17 protein-coding genes are annotated in these 17,966 nt (G+C 40.2%); all 17 read right to left on the bottom strand.

What is annotated here, in order from left to right:
• Positions 1-60 precede the first annotated feature (60 nt).
• Positions 61-885, bottom strand: coding sequence for a sterol desaturase family protein (locus B9A52_RS03975; RefSeq protein WP_084119092.1), 825 nt, complete (start codon positions 883-885; stop codon positions 61-63).
• A gap of 80 nt (positions 886-965) precedes the next feature.
• On the bottom strand, positions 966-2,294 hold the full coding sequence (locus B9A52_RS03970; protein WP_084119091.1) for a M20 family metallo-hydrolase: 1,329 nt from the start codon (positions 2,292-2,294) through the stop codon (positions 966-968).
• A 350-nt stretch (positions 2,295-2,644) separates the two neighbouring features.
• A complete protein-coding gene (locus tag B9A52_RS03965) occupies positions 2,645-3,826 on the bottom strand; it encodes a DUF1624 domain-containing protein (protein WP_084119090.1) in 1,182 nt (393 codons plus the stop codon).
• Between the two features lie 308 nt (positions 3,827-4,134).
• Entirely contained in the window at positions 4,135-5,022 is an 888-nt protein-coding gene (locus B9A52_RS03960) for a dioxygenase family protein (protein WP_084119089.1), read from the bottom strand.
• 125 nt (positions 5,023-5,147) lie between these two features.
• A complete protein-coding gene (locus B9A52_RS03955) occupies positions 5,148-6,149 on the bottom strand; it encodes a cytochrome c (RefSeq protein WP_084119088.1) in 1,002 nt (333 codons plus the stop codon).
• Between the two features lie 279 nt (positions 6,150-6,428).
• Complete coding sequence (locus B9A52_RS03950) at positions 6,429-7,208, bottom strand: nuclear transport factor 2 family protein (RefSeq protein ID WP_084119087.1); 780 nt, start codon at positions 7,206-7,208, stop codon at positions 6,429-6,431.
• Positions 7,209-7,295: 87 nt separating this feature from the next.
• A complete protein-coding gene (gene ahr / locus B9A52_RS03945; RefSeq protein ID WP_084119086.1) occupies positions 7,296-8,300 on the bottom strand; it encodes an NADPH-dependent aldehyde reductase Ahr in 1,005 nt (334 codons plus the stop codon).
• Between the two features lie 90 nt (positions 8,301-8,390).
• Positions 8,391-9,023: a DUF2306 domain-containing protein gene (locus B9A52_RS03940; protein WP_084119085.1), complete on the bottom strand. Its 633-nt coding sequence runs from the start codon at positions 9,021-9,023 to the stop codon at positions 8,391-8,393.
• A gap of 121 nt (positions 9,024-9,144) precedes the next feature.
• Positions 9,145-10,164 carry a DUF3500 domain-containing protein gene (locus B9A52_RS03935; protein WP_084119084.1) on the bottom strand — a complete coding sequence of 340 codons (1,020 nt, stop codon included), beginning with the start codon at positions 10,162-10,164 and terminating at the stop codon, positions 9,145-9,147.
• A gap of 40 nt (positions 10,165-10,204) precedes the next feature.
• Positions 10,205-10,630, bottom strand: coding sequence for a nuclear transport factor 2 family protein (locus B9A52_RS03930; protein WP_157370063.1), 426 nt, complete (start codon positions 10,628-10,630; stop codon positions 10,205-10,207).
• Positions 10,631-10,705: 75 nt separating this feature from the next.
• Positions 10,706-11,101 carry a RidA family protein gene (locus B9A52_RS03925; protein ID WP_084119082.1) on the bottom strand — a complete coding sequence of 132 codons (396 nt, stop codon included), beginning with the start codon at positions 11,099-11,101 and terminating at the stop codon, positions 10,706-10,708.
• A 93-nt stretch (positions 11,102-11,194) separates the two neighbouring features.
• Positions 11,195-11,461 (bottom strand): hypothetical protein, encoded by a 267-nt coding sequence (locus B9A52_RS03920; RefSeq protein WP_084119081.1) that lies wholly within the window; start codon positions 11,459-11,461, stop codon positions 11,195-11,197.
• A gap of 66 nt (positions 11,462-11,527) precedes the next feature.
• The gene (locus B9A52_RS03915; RefSeq protein WP_084119080.1) at positions 11,528-12,568 is read right to left on the bottom strand and encodes a methyltransferase; all 1,041 of its coding nucleotides are present in this window, start codon (positions 12,566-12,568) and stop codon (positions 11,528-11,530) included.
• Between the two features lie 328 nt (positions 12,569-12,896).
• Entirely contained in the window at positions 12,897-13,664 is a 768-nt protein-coding gene (locus tag B9A52_RS03905) for a hypothetical protein (protein ID WP_157370062.1), read from the bottom strand.
• A gap of 162 nt (positions 13,665-13,826) precedes the next feature.
• On the bottom strand, positions 13,827-16,244 hold the full coding sequence (locus B9A52_RS03900; protein WP_084119077.1) for an outer membrane beta-barrel family protein: 2,418 nt from the start codon (positions 16,242-16,244) through the stop codon (positions 13,827-13,829).
• 140 nt (positions 16,245-16,384) lie between these two features.
• Positions 16,385-16,909: a YybH family protein gene (locus tag B9A52_RS03895; RefSeq protein WP_084119076.1), complete on the bottom strand. Its 525-nt coding sequence runs from the start codon at positions 16,907-16,909 to the stop codon at positions 16,385-16,387.
• Between the two features lie 183 nt (positions 16,910-17,092).
• On the bottom strand, positions 17,093-17,632 hold the full coding sequence (locus tag B9A52_RS03890) for a DUF418 domain-containing protein (RefSeq protein ID WP_231955471.1): 540 nt from the start codon (positions 17,630-17,632) through the stop codon (positions 17,093-17,095).
• Positions 17,633-17,966: the final 334 nt, after the last annotated feature.

Here is a 17,966-nt window from a genome sequence, read left to right as displayed (position 1 = left end):
ATAATCTTTTTGAAAATCAGGATCACTTATACATATTAGCCGCAACCTGAATGAAAGGTTTCAATTTTTCGTGGATCCATCTTTTTCAATCCGCTCAATATGGATAAATGGACTTCTAAACAAATACCAAAAAGTCTGCTTTTTGTCTTCATCAAATTCTTCCAAACCAAACTTGACCTGTTCTATAGGTTTGTATTTGAAGGTACCAAAAATTCTGTCCCAAAGAATGAAGATGTCCGCAAAGTTGGAGTCGGTATAATGCTGATCCTGATCGTGGTGAATCTTGTGAAAATTGGGCGTGGTGAAAACCAAACCAATGGTTTTATCCAGCCAAGCCGGAAACCTAAGGTTGGAATGTTCGAGAATCTGAAACAAAGTAGCTACCAGAAAGTATATACCTACCGCTATAAGATCAAGACCGAAAATACCGGCTGAAAGGATTGAGGCACTTCCAAACCATAACAATACCTCAATGGGATGTGCACGAAAATAGGTGGAAGAATCCATGGTTGTATCGCTGTGGTGAACCCTGTGAAAACGCCAAATCACAGGCACTAGGTGGGAAATCCGGTGAAACCAATACGTAACCAAGTCAATGATTGCTACTCCCAAAATCAATTTGACCCAAAGTGGAAGTTGGATGAGATAAAACAATCCTATTTCATGCTGATTGAGCCATTCGATAGAAAAGACAAAAAATGTGGCCCAAAAGATGTTTGCAATAAAGAACACTACTTGAAATAAGAAAGCATGCCACATGTGCAAGCCCCTTTTTTTAAAGGAAAATTGGGTATTCAGTAGCTGTTCCAAGCTGAAAAAAATGACCATGAGACCGATGACTATATAGTTGAGGTCAATGCTGAGGAGGTAATCGACAATTTCCATATTGTTATTTTAAATTGAAAATGGGTAATTGAAATTTATGAATATTTAATATTAGTTGCTATCATGCTGAGATCAAAGATTCAATGAATTTCAATAATTTTTTCAGATAAGCCCTTATCAAGTAAAAGAACCGTACGGAGCATCACATTTGCTCCGTTGGCCATTTCTGATGGGGAGGAATATTCTTTGGGATTATGGCTGATGCCATCCTTGCTCGGAATAAAAACAAGACCGATGGGTCCTAATTTACCCATTTCCTGCACGTCATGACCGGCACCACTCTGCATATTGATATAGGATATCCCCAAGGATTCAGCAGCTTGAATCATTTTGTCCTGGATTTCCTTGCTGGCCATTGTTGGTGTGGAGGCCAAATTAAGGTTCTCAAATAAAATTTCTGTATTGGTTTCTGCAGCAATCTGTTCTGCACGTTTTTCTATATCCAAAAACATATTCCTGATCTTTTCTTTGGAAAGGTCCCGTAACTCAAGACTCATTTCTACCCTTCCCGGAATGATATTGGGTGCTCCCGATGGAACAAAAATTTTACCTACATTTCCAACTTGTGCCCCTGCGTAGCTGTTGACCACCTCGTTGACTGTCAAAACCAATTTGGAAGCAGCTATCAAGGCATCCTGTCGATCATTCATAGGCGTACTTCCCGCATGGTTCGACATGCCAATGACAGTAACGTCCCAATTATCTATCCCCACAATACCTTCGACAATAGCCACATCTATCCCACGGCTTTCCAACACTTTGCTCTGCTCAATATGAATTTCAAGGAATGCCGCCAAGTCCCCTTTTTTTCGAACCACTTCATCCAACTTCTCCGGATCGCCTCCTATGGCCCGGATTCCTTCCTCAAGGGTCAAACCACTTGCGCTCTTTTGTGACAAGGCTTCTTTTTTAAGGTTTCCGGTAAGTGCCCGACTCCCAACCAATCCACCTTCTTCGTTTTGAAAAATAATCACTTCCAGAGGATGATCAGTAATGATTTTATTTTCATTGAGCACTTCTATGATTTCCAGCGCAGTGAAAGAACCAAGTGTTCCGTCATAATTGCCTCCATTGGGTACCATGTCGATATGGGAACCAAAGGCAATGGGCTTTTTGGAAGGGTCTTTTCCTGCTCTTCTGCCAATGATATTGCCGGCATAATCAATATGTACCTCAAGGCCTGCCTTTCGCATCAAGTCCATGAAATAGGCCCTACCCTCCAAGTCTCCCATGCTGTAGGCTACGCGATAAGGTTCGCCTTTTTCATTAATTCCGAATTCTGCTAATTCAAAAATCCGTTTCTCGATCCTTTTTTCGTTGACTTTGATTTGGTCAGAGGAAAAGGCCCCTTGGGCAAAAGCAGGACTGATAAACAGCCATAAGGAGATTGAAAGTATTAGTGATTTCATGTTTTAAATTTTTTTATGAAGTTCTAAATGCAATTGAACTTGCAAATTTCAATTTCAGGGTGAGTCAACTTTTTCATTGGAAAGATGTTATTTTCACTTTCCAAAATCAACTTTAAACCAGTCCCTTTAGGGACAAAATGTAGGTAGATTATATGGTTTAATGTAGAATAGTTTTGCCTTTGGGCCTGCCTGTCCGGTAGGCAGGTATAACATATATTCCGTATCTAAAGGCACGGCACCTTAATCTATAGAAATTTGTTCTACCCATATCGAGTCCCAAAAGGAACTTCAAGACAATCTATACTTTCCATTCATATTTTTTAATTTAGAAAATTAACAATTTTCCTTTTTTAGAAATAACTCAACCACCATTTGTCTCTATTGCTTTGCTTAAAATGGTCAAACTTTTTACAGAGCGGATACAATACCAAGATCACTGAAATCCAAACTACGTAGACTGCCCAAAGTGGAAACCCATAGCCAGGAAGTGGGTTTTCGATAATACTCCAAGCTGCTAATACCATATTTTTTTCCCAAACAAAACCGGTTAAGGCAGCCAAACCAATGGCGATTAGATGAATGAGATAAATGTGGATGATATAGAAAAAAAACGGAACCCTACCGAAAGTACAAATAAAATCCACCAGCTTCCCTTTCCATTTCTCAGAATTGGCCAAGAGCAAAAATGTTCCACCCAAAGTCATCAATAAGTACAGAAGAGAAGGCGGGTATTTTGTTGGGTTCAAAAACGAAACGATACTTTTTGAAAAGGTTCCAAAATGTTCAAACGGATTTAGGTCACCATATATATTCGTCCACCGCATTCCAACAAACAGGACGATTGCCAAAGCCCCGATCAAGTTGAATGTCAATTTTCTTTTTGAGTGATCAACAGACCTTTCATAAAAGCCACCCATATAATAACCCAATGACATCACTGCTATCCATGGAATGATCGGATAGGCCACCAATAACATGAGGTCATCCGAGAGAAAGAAAATGTTTTGGTAATGAATGATTGCCCAGAGGATGGATTCATCAAAACGGATCCCGTCAAGAAGATTATGTCCAAAGATCAGCACAAGGCTGAAAATCAATAAAAGTTTACTGGGGAGATGTACCAATCCTGCCAAAGCAATCATACTGATGCCTAAAGATGCAATGACATTCAAATTGATTGTCCCAAACTGAAAGTCAAAAAACCAACCGAATGCTACTATAGTCAAATCAATAAAAACCAGCCAAAGTCCCCTTTTGAGGAGAAATGCCGATAATTCGTTTTTTGGTTTTCTCTTCCCCACCATATAGGCTGAAAGTCCTGCCAGAAAACTAAAAGCCGGGGCACAGAAGTGGGTGACCCATCGGGTAAAGAAGATCGCCAAAGTCGTCTGAGTGGGATCTGCCGGATTAAACAAAAAAGCCGGGGTATGCACAAAATCCCGCACATGGTCCAATGCCATGATGAGCATCGCCAAGCCTTTGACAAGATCGATAGAGGAAATTCTTTGGTTGGGAATGAGGGTTTTAGTCATATATCAATTGAAAAAATTAGAGTATCCCGAATAAAATAAAACAGATTTGAATAGTAGAATCATCTAATAATAAAACTTTGAAATGTTTTGGGATAATTTCATCTTAGCTCAAAGACACCAATTCTTGGTTGAAAAGAGCGATGATTGTATAGTGTCCTAAGGGTATGAGGGCTTCAAACCAATCAAGTTACTACCCAAAATTGATACGGGTGATAAGGCTCGAAAGCCTCTGAAACCCTTATGCACTATATACATTTTTGTGGGCTGGCCGCTTTCAACTTTGTTTCAAATTACTATACCCAAGATTATCAATCATTATATTTTAAGTATTTCTCCCCAGTGTAAGTTTCGTTCTGGGTTGTAATAGCCACTTTAGTATCACCTTTTGCTAACAATTCGAAAGTTACTTTTGGAAATCCAATCCCAGCTTCAAATGTATTGTTGCCTAAGTACCTTAAACTTGAGATCAATTGACCGTTCCTTTTCATGAACAATAAGTCGTCATTCTTTATGAACTCAATGGTATTTCCACTGCCCATCATGTATAGACCGGTGATTTTTTTGTAGACTTCCTCGTCAAGCGGAAATTCTTTGCTCAATACAACATCAAATGTTACTGAATGTTCCCCTGATGCATTTTTTACAATCTCCAAGATTCTATTCACAGCCTGTGGAGAGGATGCCGATCTGTCAGTATCATTGTATTTGTCGCCTTTAAAATAAATCTGCGTAATTAAGTCTTGTTGTTCGGCAACGGATACCCGCATATGTATATGGGCAGGTCGCCAAGATGCTTCATTATTCGGATCAGCTTTGTATGGAACTGGAACAATAGTTTTGAAGGCATACTTTCCGTTCTCGTCAGACTTTACTGCTCCCCTGAATAAATAACCATCAGAAGTATTGTCATAATGTTCATTCTCATCACATTGCCATATTTCAACGAGTACATTGTTCAATGGAGTTTTTCCGTCTTCTTTGAAAATTGTTCCGGTGAGGTTCATCGGAATTCCTTTCGAATCAGGTGGAATAATATCACTTCTCATTGGTGCGCCCGGCCTATAAAAGGGTCCAAGAATGTCAGTGGTTGTTGGAGTGTCCCCAACAAAGCTTTTGCCATTCCATTGGATGGATCCAAATGCGCTAATACTCAAAGCTGTCAAAGATGAATTTTTGATAAACGTTCTTCTTTTCATAGTGTTAGATATAAATAGTTTATAAGTCTTCTTTCAAGGTAATATATGTCCATTTTCGAATTTTTCGAGTTGTTATAATTTGCCAGGAGGCTTGCCACAGCTTATTAATAAAATCAATAATGACCTTATTTTTTAAACATCAACTCACCCGGATCATAATCCTGTGGTTCTAAGCTTGAAAGGTAGAGGTAGAGCGCTTCCAAATCTTCATCGGTCATCCTTGAAAAAGGTCCCCAGTGCATTTGAGAGATATTGATGATTCTGCCCTGCCGGAACCTGGCTTTCCATTCTTCCACAGTTTTGAATTTGGATAAGGCACTGTTGGGATGTGGGGTGATATTGGGTGTCCGCGTCCAAACTTCAGGATCTCCCCCGACGGCCAAAGCAAATTCCGGCCAAGGTTCGAATTCCATACCTCCGGCATATTCTGGTCCTGTGGCTTCAAAAGTCATGGGATCTCTGTTGGTATGACATCCTACGCAGTTGGCCACATACCTGGAGAGGTATTCACCCCGCTCAATGGTAGCTGCCATTGGGGGGGCAAAAGAAGGCGGTGAGGGTTTTTCAATCGGCTGAAAAGAGGAAGCGATTATCCGAACTGCTTTACCCATAAAAGACCAATCGTTATCCGGTACCTCATTTTTTACAGGGTCCAAGGTTCTCAAATAGGATACCACTGCAATCAGGTCTTCATCTGCCATATCCCAAAAAGGCATCAGCACGGATAAAGTGGCCGTACCATCAGGTTTGACCGCATGGCGCATCATTCTAAAGAGTTCTCCATCAGAATATCTTCCTATACCCGTGGTTGGGTCGGGCGTTAAATTTCTCGGATAAATGGTGCCCATCGGTCCCAAAGGGAATGATGTCCCACCTTTTAACGGGATATTTTCCCCGGCATCTGCCGCTATCATTTCCGCAACGCTGGAAACATGGCAGTTGGAACAATGGGCAGGTCCGTGAACCAGGTATTTTCCCCTTTCGATCACAGTAGAGTCAGTACTGACCTGAAGATTTGGGTATGGGATATCATAGGTTTTATTCCAATTCAATTGGACATAAACAAACATTCCTCCAATGACTACAATCAATAGAAGAAGAATTCCGAAAATGATTTTCTTTAACATGGTGCAATTGGTTAGTGGTTTGACATGGCGAGTTTTTGCAAGAAATTAATAAGAAGAAATATAGATATTAATTCACAAAAACAAAATAATATTATTGATTAATATCTTATTGTAGAATAAAATACTTAAATTTTGCTTTTTTTAGCTGATGTTATTTTAAATTTTATTTATGCAAAAAAACACACATCCCTACTTTATTTTCATACTTTTTAGTCCACCTATCCTATGAAGTCAATTTATCCTTGATTTCCATAAATAAAGATTGACTATTTTGATCGATCAGTCATTCGGCTTATAATCGGAATGCTGCCAGGACATGAGTACCCAATTATTGTTTTGGGCTGCATAAACGGCCGTAAATACTCCTTTGTAATTCCAAGCACCTGCAGGGTTTTCTTTTTGACTTATTTTTTGGTCGATCAGACCCGAAACTATTACAGTAGCACCTGATTGATTTACGGTTACATCTGAAAACTCATTAATAACGGCCATCGTTGAAGTTAATTCCTTTAACTCTGTACGACCCATTTTCTGGCCATTACCTGTAATAAACACAAAGTTTTCATCGGTATTTTCTAATGTAAACATCCGATCTTCAGTCTTAGCCATAAGTTCATGGAAAGTCTTTTCGGTAAAAGAACCTTCCGGCCTATAATCAGAATGTTGCCAGGACATTAATACCCACTTATTATTTTGGGATGCATAAACGGCCGTAAATACCCCTTTGTATTCAAAAACATCCGAAGGATTCTCTTTTTGAGCAATCTTTTGGTCGATAATCCCCGAAACGATTGCCGTACCACCTGATTGATTTACGGTTAGATCTGAAAACTCATTTTTAATTGTCATATTTGAGCTTTGCTCAATAAAATCTGTAATGCCTAATTTCCACCCACTACCAGCTATAAACACGAAGTTTTTATCGGTATTGTCTGATAAAAACATCTGATCTTCATTTTTCGCTATAAAGTCATGGAAGGTCTTTTCAGTAAAAGAATCTTGGGTACAGGCATTTAGAGCAAATGCCACAAGGATAGTAAGGATTGCTAAATTTTTCATCTTATATGATTTGTTGCCTACTCTAAATCGGTTTTCGGCCTACCCCTTTCAATTAAAATGGTGTCAATCATAGGATTTTCTCAACTTCTAGTTTTTCAAGACGATTCTGAAACGGGCTTTTCCTGATTCCAAATGCTCTAAGGCTTCATTGACTTGGGCCATAGGGAATTCTTCTGTAATTGGGTAAATGTCATGTCTTACGCAGAATTCCAACATGGTTCGTGTCAGGGCCGGACTTCCTAAAGGACTTCCTGCGACAGACTTTTCTCCAGTAATAAGCGTAAAGGCGGGGATGGCCAAAGGTTCTAAAACCGCTCCTACATTGTGAAATTTTCCTTTAGGAGCCAAAACTGTCAGATAGGAATTCCAATCTAAGGTGACATTGGTTGTATTCAGAATGAAATTCAGACTTCCGGCGATGTTAGCCAGTTCCTCAGGGTTGGTAGAATCCACAACCCTTGTCGCTCCCATTTCCAAAATGGACTTCTTTTTGTCAGGGTTGGAGCTAAAAGCTATGACTTCACAACCCCATTTGTTCAGGAATTTGAGTGCCATATGACCGAGACCTCCGATGCCAATGACGCCAACTTTGTCAGTTGCTTTGACTCCGGCCAGAATGATGGGATTGAATACGGTGATTCCGCCACATAGCAATGGTCCGGCCTTGTCCATATCGATACCTTCAGGTAGCGGTATTGCCCAGGACCAATGACTGCGAACATAGTCTGCGAATCCACCATGTCTGCCACCAATGGTAAATTCGGCAGAGGGGCAGAGATGATGTGCGCCATCCATACACTCATGACAGGACATGCAGGATCCCGAAAACCAACCCAAACCGACCTTGTCCCCTACTTTTACATTCTTGACGGCATTGCCTGCTGCGACTACTTCACCTATGATCTCATGGCCAGGCACAATGGGGTAGGCAGTCATTCCCCAATCGTTGTTCATCATGCTGAGATCTGAATGGCAGATGCCGCAGTTGATTACCCGGATGTCAACTTGTTCAGAACCTAAGTCTCCCATTTCGTAAGAAAAGGGCTTTAATTTTTCATGCGGCCCGTTGGCTGCAAATGCTGTAACTTTCATATTTTTATTTGAGTTAAATTGTGGTTAAATTTTTTATCAATTGGAAATCAAACTCTAAGCATTGGATTAAAACCTATATGATGTTCTTATTTATTTCTTATTCCACTGAAGAATCAGCTCAGTAACAAAAAGCGGAATGACCCAGGAAACCCAGATCATGGTCGGACCTCTTTCGATAAAGTTTCCCATTTCCACAAAAACAGGGGTGCTGTTCAGCCAGCGGAATAATACAAAAGCAAAAGTGACTACATAGCTTCTGACCATCCATTCCTTGTGCATTTGAATCCGCCGCAGCAGTATAAATCGGAATGCCATGCCTGTGGTGGATATCCAAGCCAAAGCCAACACAATTAATGAGAGCGCCCAGGTCCAATGTACAGCTATCCCGGTTGTTAGTGCCATGTTAACCGAACTGATAGTCCCAATAAAGATGGCAGTCAGGTAAGTCAAGCCCATCACCCGGTGGACTTTGATATACTTGTTCCTAAAAGCAGTCCAAAACTGAAAAGGACCAAGAGTCAAAGCAATCAGGCCCCCTGAAATATGACCGATCAGTGGCCATTTCATGATCCAAAACCTGCCATAAACCTCCTCATCAAACCCGAAATAGGGAAGGGCATCATTGATGACAAACTTTCCTGCGAAGAGGATAAGGAAAGCCCAAGCCAATAGAATCAGCCAGGATTTTGGTGTATCGGGAACAAGGGTGATGTTTTTTGCCATGGTTTTTAAAATGTGGTTTATGGGGTTTTTTCTAAGGTTATAATTTCGCTTTTGTCAGATACTGGTTTTGTGAATGAGACATATACCGCAGTTTATGACTTCAATCCATTTTTAGGCATTTTTATTTATCATGTTTATGATGATCCGAATTCTTATAATGCTCTTTAATTAGATCCCTACCGAAATCTCCGTCAAAATCTCTCCATACAGTATGAATGTGATTGGCTTTATCCTGGACATTATCAAACTCAATCAAAAACGATTTCCCTTGAATCCGGTAATAGTGACCTTCACCTAGGACAGTTGCTCCGGCCCATCCAAATCTTACCTCATTAATTTCTTCATCTTTAATGCTATTCATTCTCTTTTCGGCCTGCTCGGCCGGCATGGTGGATAGATATTCATCAAGAAGTTTTAAAAAAATAAGTTGCTGATTCCTGCTTAGCTGACCATACACAATTCCTACGGGGCTTAAAGGTTCGACTTCTGGCGATTTCCCTGTAACAATATCAAAAAATGGTTCCTGCTGAAATATTGCTATTTTCCTTTGTTCTTCTGATAATGAGTTTATCAATTCAAAACCCAGGTCTTCTTCCTTTTGAAGCGTGCGCTCACCTTCTCTGGGTCCGGAAGGAATTCTTGCTGGATTCGCTCCTAAAAATCGGGGAGCAATTTCAACTTTTTCGTTTTGGATTGTAAAATTCAGGGAAACATGATGGCCTTCGAAAGAGAAAGCCCATAAGCTGTCTTTTTCAGGATTTCCATAAAATGCTACCGAATAATTTTCAGGATTTCTCATGATGGAATCGCCACTGATTTCCAAAAGGATATTTTCCAAATCGATGATTTTCATCGTTTTATTATATCCCGTTTCTGAGAGAAAAGCCTTGAGGAGTTCCTCCAATTTGGACTTCTGATTGGGATCAAGTTCGTTCAGCTGAATTCCTGCTCTAGGAAACATTGAACTAGGTATATAATGCCAGCGCATTCTAGAATCGTCATTGAAGGGCATCTGCGTTTTGTCCTTTTGAGACTGAGTCAGAGATTTCAAAAAATCAACAGCAGGTTTATCAGGCAACAGGCCGGATGCCATAACTATAGCTGCAACAGCCAAAAGGCTAACAACAACAATTTTCCTCATATCATTAGAGTTTTTTATGATGCCTTACATTTAGGTTTCACTAATTCAAAGCATCATTTAATTTTTTGGTATCCACATACTGCTGAAAAGCAGCTACTTTCCCGTCTTTCAATGTCCAGAAATGGGCTACTTGGGCATTATAACTTTTTCCGTTCTTGGATTTGGCATCATAGCGCAAAGTGGCCAACACTTTATCGTTGAACATCTCGTGCAGCTCGATATCTACCAAATTAAAATATTCATGTTCCTGCATTATCCGGCCAAAAACACCATTCAAGACAGCTTCAGGCCCTATGTAGGGATTACCATCTGCATAGGCATTGCCTTCGGCTTCATTCCAGACTATGTTTGGATCCATAGCACCCAGTACTGCTGGAATCTCACCTTTAGCAAAAGCTTTGTAAAGCCCATCTATGACAGCCCTGTTTTGGGTGGCATTTTTTAAATCATCTTCATGTGTTTTCATAGGATTCTTTCTGGTTTTAATTGTTAATTTGATTGTTAACATTCCCAAAGTTTGGAACTTTTGGAAAGTTGGATCTTATGCTTTGTGCACTTCCAATTCGATTTCAATCAAGAATTCAGGCAAAGCCAAGCCTTTGACTTCCAACCAGGTTCCTGTAGGAAAATGCTGAGTATAGATGGAATTGCGGTATTCGGCATGTTCTAAAAATGCTGGCATATCCGTGGTAAATACATTTTCCACCACCACATCGTCAAAGGTGCAGCCATAGTGTGCCAATACCTTTTCCAGATCCGAATAGCAGTTCTTCATCTGCTGGAGAAAATCGCCCACCGCAGTTGGCCCGCCTTCATCATCCATGCTGACAGCGCCGGAAACTTTGATACTGTTGCCAATCCTAACGGCATGGGAATAGCCGTAGGCTTTTTCTACTTCGGGTCTAAGGGAGAAGTACTCTGGTTTTTCTGATTTCATGTTTACATTTTTAGCAATTTGAAGTAAGAACTTCAGAATGGTCCAGTTGTCGATTATAGTTGACCACTCTGGAATCCTATTTAATTCCTTTATCTATAATTTCACTTCCACTGACATGGTAATAGGTTCCAGTACTGTATGAAGATCTTTAATATGTTTATTTTTTGGATCGTTGATAATTGCTCCTAATTTTTCGATGTCATCGGTATCGATGACAATTACAATGGAATTTGGGTCATCAGTATCTTGAAAGGTTCTGAATCCATTGGATGCTGGAGCGAATAATCTTACCCTGTCTGCATGACCTTTCAGCCAAGTGTCGATATCCCCTACTTTGTGACAAAAGATATAAGTTTCCATTATTTTTTAGTTTAAAATTTGGCCTACTCTAGACGGTTTTCGGCTATCCCGTTTCTTTTTGAATATTTATTTATAAGCGATAGCTGCACTGGTAGGCCCTGCTAATGGAAGTATATTGGTCGATTTGAATCCCACTATTTTCGCCCATTTGTTAAAGTCCGAGAATGTATAATCGAAGCCTGTTCCCGTTTCGATCAGCATATTCAAGCTCATCATCATCCCAAAAACATTTTCTTTTCTATCATCATCGATAATGTTTTCAATGACCACAAATGCACCGCCGGCAGGAAGCGCATCGTAGGCTTTTTTCATCAGAGATAATTTGGCCTCCTCGTCCCAATCATGTAGGATATTCCCCATGACAACAATGTCAGCAGGAGGCAAAGGGTTGGCGAAAAAATCTCCACTCGCTGTTTTCACCCGATCACTCAATCCAAACTTTTGAATGGTCTCTTTTGCAATCGCCTCCACAGGAGGTAAATCAAATGTGACACAACTTATATGCGGCTGGTGTTTTGCTACCATTATGGAAAGCATTCCGGCAGAACCTCCTGCGTCCGTCAGGGTTTTGTAATTTGAAAAATCAAACTTTTCAGCAAATCCTATAAATCCACCCATTTGCACCCCTGTCATTCCGTGTACAAAAATTTTCAATTTATCAGGGTCTCGATAAATTGCTTCAAATATATTCTCTCCCTTTTTGGCTTCATTTTGAGGTAGCCCTGTCAATAATCCTTCCTCAAGATTATCCCAAAATCCAAACAATCTATTGTTCATCATTTCGAGAATTCCCCCCATATATGAAGGTTTATTTTTGTCTAAAAACACATTCGCCTCTGTACCATTAACATATTGGGCTTTTTCCAGTAATCCCTCCCTGTTTAAAAAACCAAATCCGGCTAATGTATCCAAAAAGTCAAAAAAGTGTCTATCAGTGCACTGAAGTCCTAATTCACTTTTCAGATCCTGAGCAGTCATGGATTTATTTTTGGCCAGTTTTGTGAAGACTTCAAAGTGAACTGCTGTCAGTAATATTTTTGAAGCCCAAAAACCAGATCCAATCTTCATGATGGTTTCCGGTGTCGGATGATTGTTTTGATTTTCCATGTCTCAATAATTTTAATCCTAATCTAGGTGGTTTTAGGCTACCCCACTTTTAACATTTCTTTTCAAAATCCCAACAGAGATGACTTATCCTTTGCCAATCCAAAAATCTATGGGTTATACATTGAAGCTAATTTTTATTTTACCCAATGCGAAATCATCAAGGACGAAACCACACCTTTTCTGTCCCAAGGCCATGATTTATTTTCCCAACAAAAAAAGGTATTGGCAAAAAGGATTTCTCCCGATGCCTCTACCCTTTTTTATCAACTAATTCTCAATTGCCCGCGTTGGCTATACTGCTTTATTAAAATGGATTGCCCCCTTTATTTTACTTGGTAGGATTGCTTATGTCCTTATCCAAGGTGTAGATATAGTTCCAGGTGTTTTGGATGGAAGATCGGAATGCTGTCTGCAGTTCATCTCTCTTGGCCTTGCCTGCATTTTTTTCAACCGTTTGCCAAACTCCTTCCTGAATGATATCCATTGCTGCATAATCTTTGTATGGCATTACAAGGTGAAAACTGGGGCTTTCGGGGTCTCCAGTTAGCCATTGATACCAATAGCCAAGATTTGACATATTGGCGTTTTTACGGATTTCTACCACTTCTTTGACTACTTCCATCATCCTATGGCCATTAATAGGGTCCAAGTCGTAGAAAGTAACCCTTATTATTTCTTCTGTAAGTGGATTTCCTTTGCTTATACCTAGTTGAAATCGGGTCACATGGGAGGTCGCTTTCTCGACATGCGGATTGATCAGGGAAGTGGCAAGGTCTTGGCATTTTTTTCCAGACTCATCGGTTTTGTCCATTTCAGCCCAGTTTGCCATATCTGAAGCAAGCACAAAGACACTTCCTTCTCCCTGTTGTCTTCGCCACATCCTCCAAGTCCAATCACCGTTGTTTTCAAGGTAACAGGCTTTCCAAGCTTTGATACCTTCCCTAAATTGCATTTCATGTCCCGGCTTGATGGTAAATTCGGTCACTGACATCAATGGACCCAGTGGCTCAGTTTGGGCGAAAGAGTTTGATAGTACAGTCCCATTAAGAACAATTCCCAATGACATAATAATAAAATAATTCATTCTTTTTTTCATGGTTATTTTGGTTAAGGTTGTTTTAACTTGCTTTAGATTGATTGAAAATTATGAAACAATGTCATTTTTTTTTATCTCATTACAGTGGCTATTGGGACGAACCTACCCCAAAATTGTCCCAAGACACTGATTCATTTTCCCGCAATGAAAACTTTAATTTACTTAATTGGTAACCCTTCTCTGTTCCTCTTGGGATCCTACTTTTCTTTTCCTGGTTCCTTGGATTTTGTTGTTTCCAAACTTATAAGTGTAGGTGGCCATAAACACTCTTTTTTCAAATTTCAACCTGCCTGAAAATTCCAAATCAGCCCCTTCAAATGACCGCCATCTCAATTGGCTGGTTTCAAAGATATCATTGCAGGAAATCCTCAAAACGCCTGATTTTTCAAAGTCTTTTTGGATTCCGAGATTGACAAAGCCTCTTGAAAGCCAATTGAAATAGCCATTGATAGTGGGCGAATTATAATTGCCCATCAACTCAATGGTGTATTTTTTGGGAAGGGTGAAAGTATTGGTCAGCACCACCTGAATACCTTTCTGGTCAACTTCATAAATCTCTCCATTCAACTCTGAATTGACTCTTTGATAATTGGCCGTGAAATTGTTTTGGGTTTCCCACCAGGAAGTTATTTTTAAAGGAAAAGCAACCATCATGGCAACAGTCTGTCTTTGGTCAAGATTTTCCGTTCTTAAGAATACAGTATTGCTTTCTTCATCGAGGGTAGGTTGGAAAGATGCGATTACATTTTTGTCCCGGCTGTACTGTACAAAAAATAGCATACTCTTATAGGAATAATCTGTTTTGAAGGTGTTAGTGTAAGTAGGCAGAATGTTTTCATTTCCGGCAAAAAATGAAAATGGGTCAGAAAAAAACACAAAGGGTGCCATTTGATTGAAAGTTGGGCGGGTAATTCTGCGCCCATAGGACACCTGTACCAAGTTGTCGGCATTGATTTTTCTGGATAAAAATGCCGTAGGGAAGAAATCCCCATAATGCCTGTCAACGATTTTCTCTCCAGAAACGGTCGTCAGGTTGGTTTTGGTGTTCTCGTACCTGACTCCTGCATTTAAGGTAGTCTTTTCGTCAAAATCAATTTTTGCGGTGGAAAAAGCAGCCAATATATCTTCATTGAGAAGGCCGTCATTGGTGAATTTTGGATCAATCAGCCAATCTGATCCCAATTTTTCCTCGAAGACCACTGTATTGGTGAATTTTGAAAAAGTAGCCCGGAGACCAGATTCAACGGATACTGATTTCCCCATTTTCATGGAATGGTTGAGGTCTGTCACCCAAAGATCAATGGGGGTATCTTTACTTACTCTGAATTCCTGTGAACCGATCAGATCATCGGATTCATCATAATTCATAATGGTGTACCAGGAAGGATTTGAATTTTTATAAGTCAGGTAATCTACATTTGTGCTGATTACCTGTCCGTTTTGGAAGGTATGCTGAAGATTGATATTGCCCATAATATGGCTCCATTTATTAATCTCCACTGTTGTCATTCGAAAGAGGGTATCAGGGGAGATGGAATAATTGGATTTGGTAACATTGGGTGCAGTCATATCCCACCGGTTATTATAACCACTGACCAAACCACTGAGGATGGTATTGGTTGTTAATTTGTAATCAAATCCAGCCTGATAATTGATGGCTTTTCTTGTGGCAAATCGATCGGTGGTTGTTTCGATACTTATGTCTTCAAATCCGTTGTTGTTACCTCTAAAGGCTTCCCATTCCTGCACCTGATCGACATAAGTCGCAGACAAAATCCCAAACCAACTGAATTTGGGCCCCTGATGGTTGAGGCTGAAGCTCATGTTGCCATTATAGCCCGATCCATAGCCTTGGCCTATGGTCAGGATACCATTAGTACCTATCATGTCATTGTCTTTTTTCATCACGATATTGATGAATCCCGCATCACCGTCAGCATCATAGTTGGCAGGGGGGACAGTAATGATTTCGATCTTTTCGACATCACTGGAATTGAGACCTGCCAGCATCTGATAGGCAGCTTCCATGGGCATTCGGAACCTGTGGCCGTTCATTAAAATAACCACACCGTTTTTTCCTAAAACCGATAAGGAATTGCTCTGCCTGTTTACCATTACACCGGGGGATCTATCCAGTACATCGATGACCGATAATCCTGCCGCGGAAATGCTGTTGGCCACGTTGACTACCATTTTTCCCTGTTCCAGCTCAAAAAATGGCCGGGTAGCAACTACTGTCACTTCCTCCAGGTTTTGGTCTTCCTGAACCAAAATGATTGTTGCCAGATTATTCTTTTCTGTTCCCAAAAAACTGAACACCGGTGAATGGGTTTTGGCATATCCCAGGATATGTACTTCCACATAGTATTCCCCTTTGGGTATTTCTGTGAAAATATAGTTTCCGGATTCATCTGAAACTACCCCTTTGACCATCGAGGAATCAGGTTTGTTCCAAAGTAAGACGTTGGCAAAGGACATCTCTTTTGCTTGAGCATCATGAACCTTACCCTGAATAATCCCTTGTGTAAATCCCTGAGAAACAAATGAAAATAAAAGCACTACTCCAGTTAAAGTCTTCATCGTGTAGGTAAAATAAAATGTAAAATGAATAATCGAATGGTTTTTAACTTTGAGTTTGCCTTCTCAAAATGAATTGAAAACCGGGGAGACTTTTCAAAAATCCCCCGTATTTTCTATATGGCTGAATTCACTTAAAGAGATTAATTTTCCTTTGAGTCGTTATTGCTGATATCTGCTACACAGAGATATTTGCCATCCCGTTTTTCCCAGACAGCCATGTACTTACCGGAAGAAATGACTTTTCCGGATGCGTCCATTCTAGTGGTTTTACCCACTTCAGTAACGGTGTTTTCGTTACCAAAAACATCTAAAACTTCGTATTTGACCGTAGTTCCTGCAGGTCTGGAAGCCATACTTGCTTCAATCTCCTTTTGAATGGCAGCTTTACCTACAGCCATTGGAGAATCTCCACCCATGCTCACGGCGTCGTCAGTATAAAAGGCAAGCAATGCAGCAACATCTCCGGCATTATCTGCTGCAGCCCAGGCAATTTCTAAGGCTTGGATTTCAGCTTTTATGGCAGCCATATCCGGTGTTGCAGCTATGGGTTCCTGCATCGCTTCTGGAACTGCTGCTTCTTCAGGAGCGGGGGAGCTGCAGGCCACACTGAATAGTGAAAGAGCGATAAATGCTGTTGCTATGTGGAAATAGTTTTTCTTGTTCATTTTTCTTGGTTTTTGTTTTGGTAAGAATTTGAATAGGATTTACCACTTTGGTTCAGTATTAAAAAAGCAACAGGGACGAAGCATGACAAAATATGTCCCAGCATATGGATTTATTTACCCAAATGAATTTTATTGGATCAAAAAAAATTATAAATACTTTAAAATGAGTAACTTAAATTGTTTTTAGTTCTTCCTAAAACTTGGTTTTTGCAGGTGGCTCAGACTTCTCCAAACCCACTCCATGGGACCGAATTGAAAATATTTCAACCATATAGGGCTAAGGATCAACTGAACAACCCAAATGGCAAAAACCATATACAAAAGTTGGAACCGTTCCAATTGCCCAAATAGCCCAAAACCAACTCCGGTAAATATAAACATGCAGATCACCGAGTGCATCAAGTAATTGGTCAGGGCCATTTTGCCCACTGCGGCAAGAGAGGTTTTCAACCATCCGAAGAATGGGGATTTGCAAAACAGCATGATTAAACCTATGTGTCCTATCGCCACAAAAAACCTCCCCCAATAGTAGGTTACACTGGCTTCACTGAACGAAAGGGTGGAAAATTTCGCCTCCAAAATCAGCTGCACCTCATGGTAGTTGATTCCTATCCCAATTGGATATCCTATACCTACCATTAACCAATAAACAGAGGAGGGCTTTTCCCCCGAAAGCAATCCCCACTTAAAGAGTGCTATCCCGATCAACATTATACTCAGCACATCCCAAAGATCCCCTCTGTATGGATCGTTAACATTGAAATCATAAAAAAAACGGGCATTGGCAAAAAGTTTACCCTAAATGCCGCCGCCCGATTTCTTCAACTAGCTTAGTATTCAAAAAGGGTTATTCACTGTTTTCAATTACTGATTTCTTTATGTATTTGGTATATGATGCTAAAGATGTTTATATCATATCCTTTGCTGAGACTTGTTTAAGAATTACACTGCAATTTCAAATCTTTCTGATTTTTTTTCGAATGGTTTAGGACGAGCATACCCCAAAATTGTCCCAATGGCAGGTTTTTTTTCCCGGCCGATATTTTTAAGATGCAAA

The sequence above is a fragment of the Aquiflexum balticum DSM 16537 genome, from assembly GCF_900176595.1.
In the GTDB taxonomy this organism is placed as follows: Bacteria; Bacteroidota; Bacteroidia; order Cytophagales; family Cyclobacteriaceae; genus Aquiflexum; species Aquiflexum balticum.
Note: the sequence above shows the minus strand (reverse complement) of the source record. Positions and strands in the feature narration are given on the sequence as shown.

Bases quoted from the DNA above. Each gene is read 5' to 3' on its own strand.
- B9A52_RS03955 (WP_084119088.1), bottom strand. From the start codon at position 6,149: ATGTTAAAGAAAATCATTTTCGGAATTCTTCTTCTATTGATTGTAGTC.
- B9A52_RS03920 (WP_084119081.1), bottom strand. From the start codon at position 11,461: ATGGAAACTTATATCTTTTGTCACAAAGTAGGGGATATCGACACTTGG.
- B9A52_RS03915 (WP_084119080.1), bottom strand. From the start codon at position 12,568: ATGGAAAATCAAAACAATCATCCGACACCGGAAACCATCATGAAGATT.
- ahr (WP_084119086.1), bottom strand. From the start codon at position 8,300: ATGAAAGTTACAGCATTTGCAGCCAACGGGCCGCATGAAAAATTAAAG.
- B9A52_RS03975 (WP_084119092.1), bottom strand. From the start codon at position 885: ATGGAAATTGTCGATTACCTCCTCAGCATTGACCTCAACTATATAGTC.
- B9A52_RS03905 (WP_157370062.1), bottom strand. From the start codon at position 13,664: ATGAAAAAAAGAATGAATTATTTTATTATTATGTCATTGGGAATTGTT.
- B9A52_RS03930 (WP_157370063.1), bottom strand. From the start codon at position 10,630: ATGAAAACACATGAAGATGATTTAAAAAATGCCACCCAAAACAGGGCT.
- B9A52_RS03925 (WP_084119082.1), bottom strand. From the start codon at position 11,101: ATGAAATCAGAAAAACCAGAGTACTTCTCCCTTAGACCCGAAGTAGAA.
- B9A52_RS03895 (WP_084119076.1), bottom strand. From the start codon at position 16,909: ATGAACAAGAAAAACTATTTCCACATAGCAACAGCATTTATCGCTCTT.
- B9A52_RS03950 (WP_084119087.1), bottom strand. From the start codon at position 7,208: ATGAAAAATTTAGCAATCCTTACTATCCTTGTGGCATTTGCTCTAAAT.
- B9A52_RS03970 (WP_084119091.1), bottom strand. From the start codon at position 2,294: ATGAAATCACTAATACTTTCAATCTCCTTATGGCTGTTTATCAGTCCT.
- B9A52_RS03965 (WP_084119090.1), bottom strand. From the start codon at position 3,826: ATGACTAAAACCCTCATTCCCAACCAAAGAATTTCCTCTATCGATCTT.
- B9A52_RS03960 (WP_084119089.1), bottom strand. From the start codon at position 5,022: ATGAAAAGAAGAACGTTTATCAAAAATTCATCTTTGACAGCTTTGAGT.
- B9A52_RS03935 (WP_084119084.1), bottom strand. From the start codon at position 10,164: ATGAGGAAAATTGTTGTTGTTAGCCTTTTGGCTGTTGCAGCTATAGTT.
- B9A52_RS03940 (WP_084119085.1), bottom strand. From the start codon at position 9,023: ATGGCAAAAAACATCACCCTTGTTCCCGATACACCAAAATCCTGGCTG.
- B9A52_RS03900 (WP_084119077.1), bottom strand. From the start codon at position 16,244: ATGAAGACTTTAACTGGAGTAGTGCTTTTATTTTCATTTGTTTCTCAG.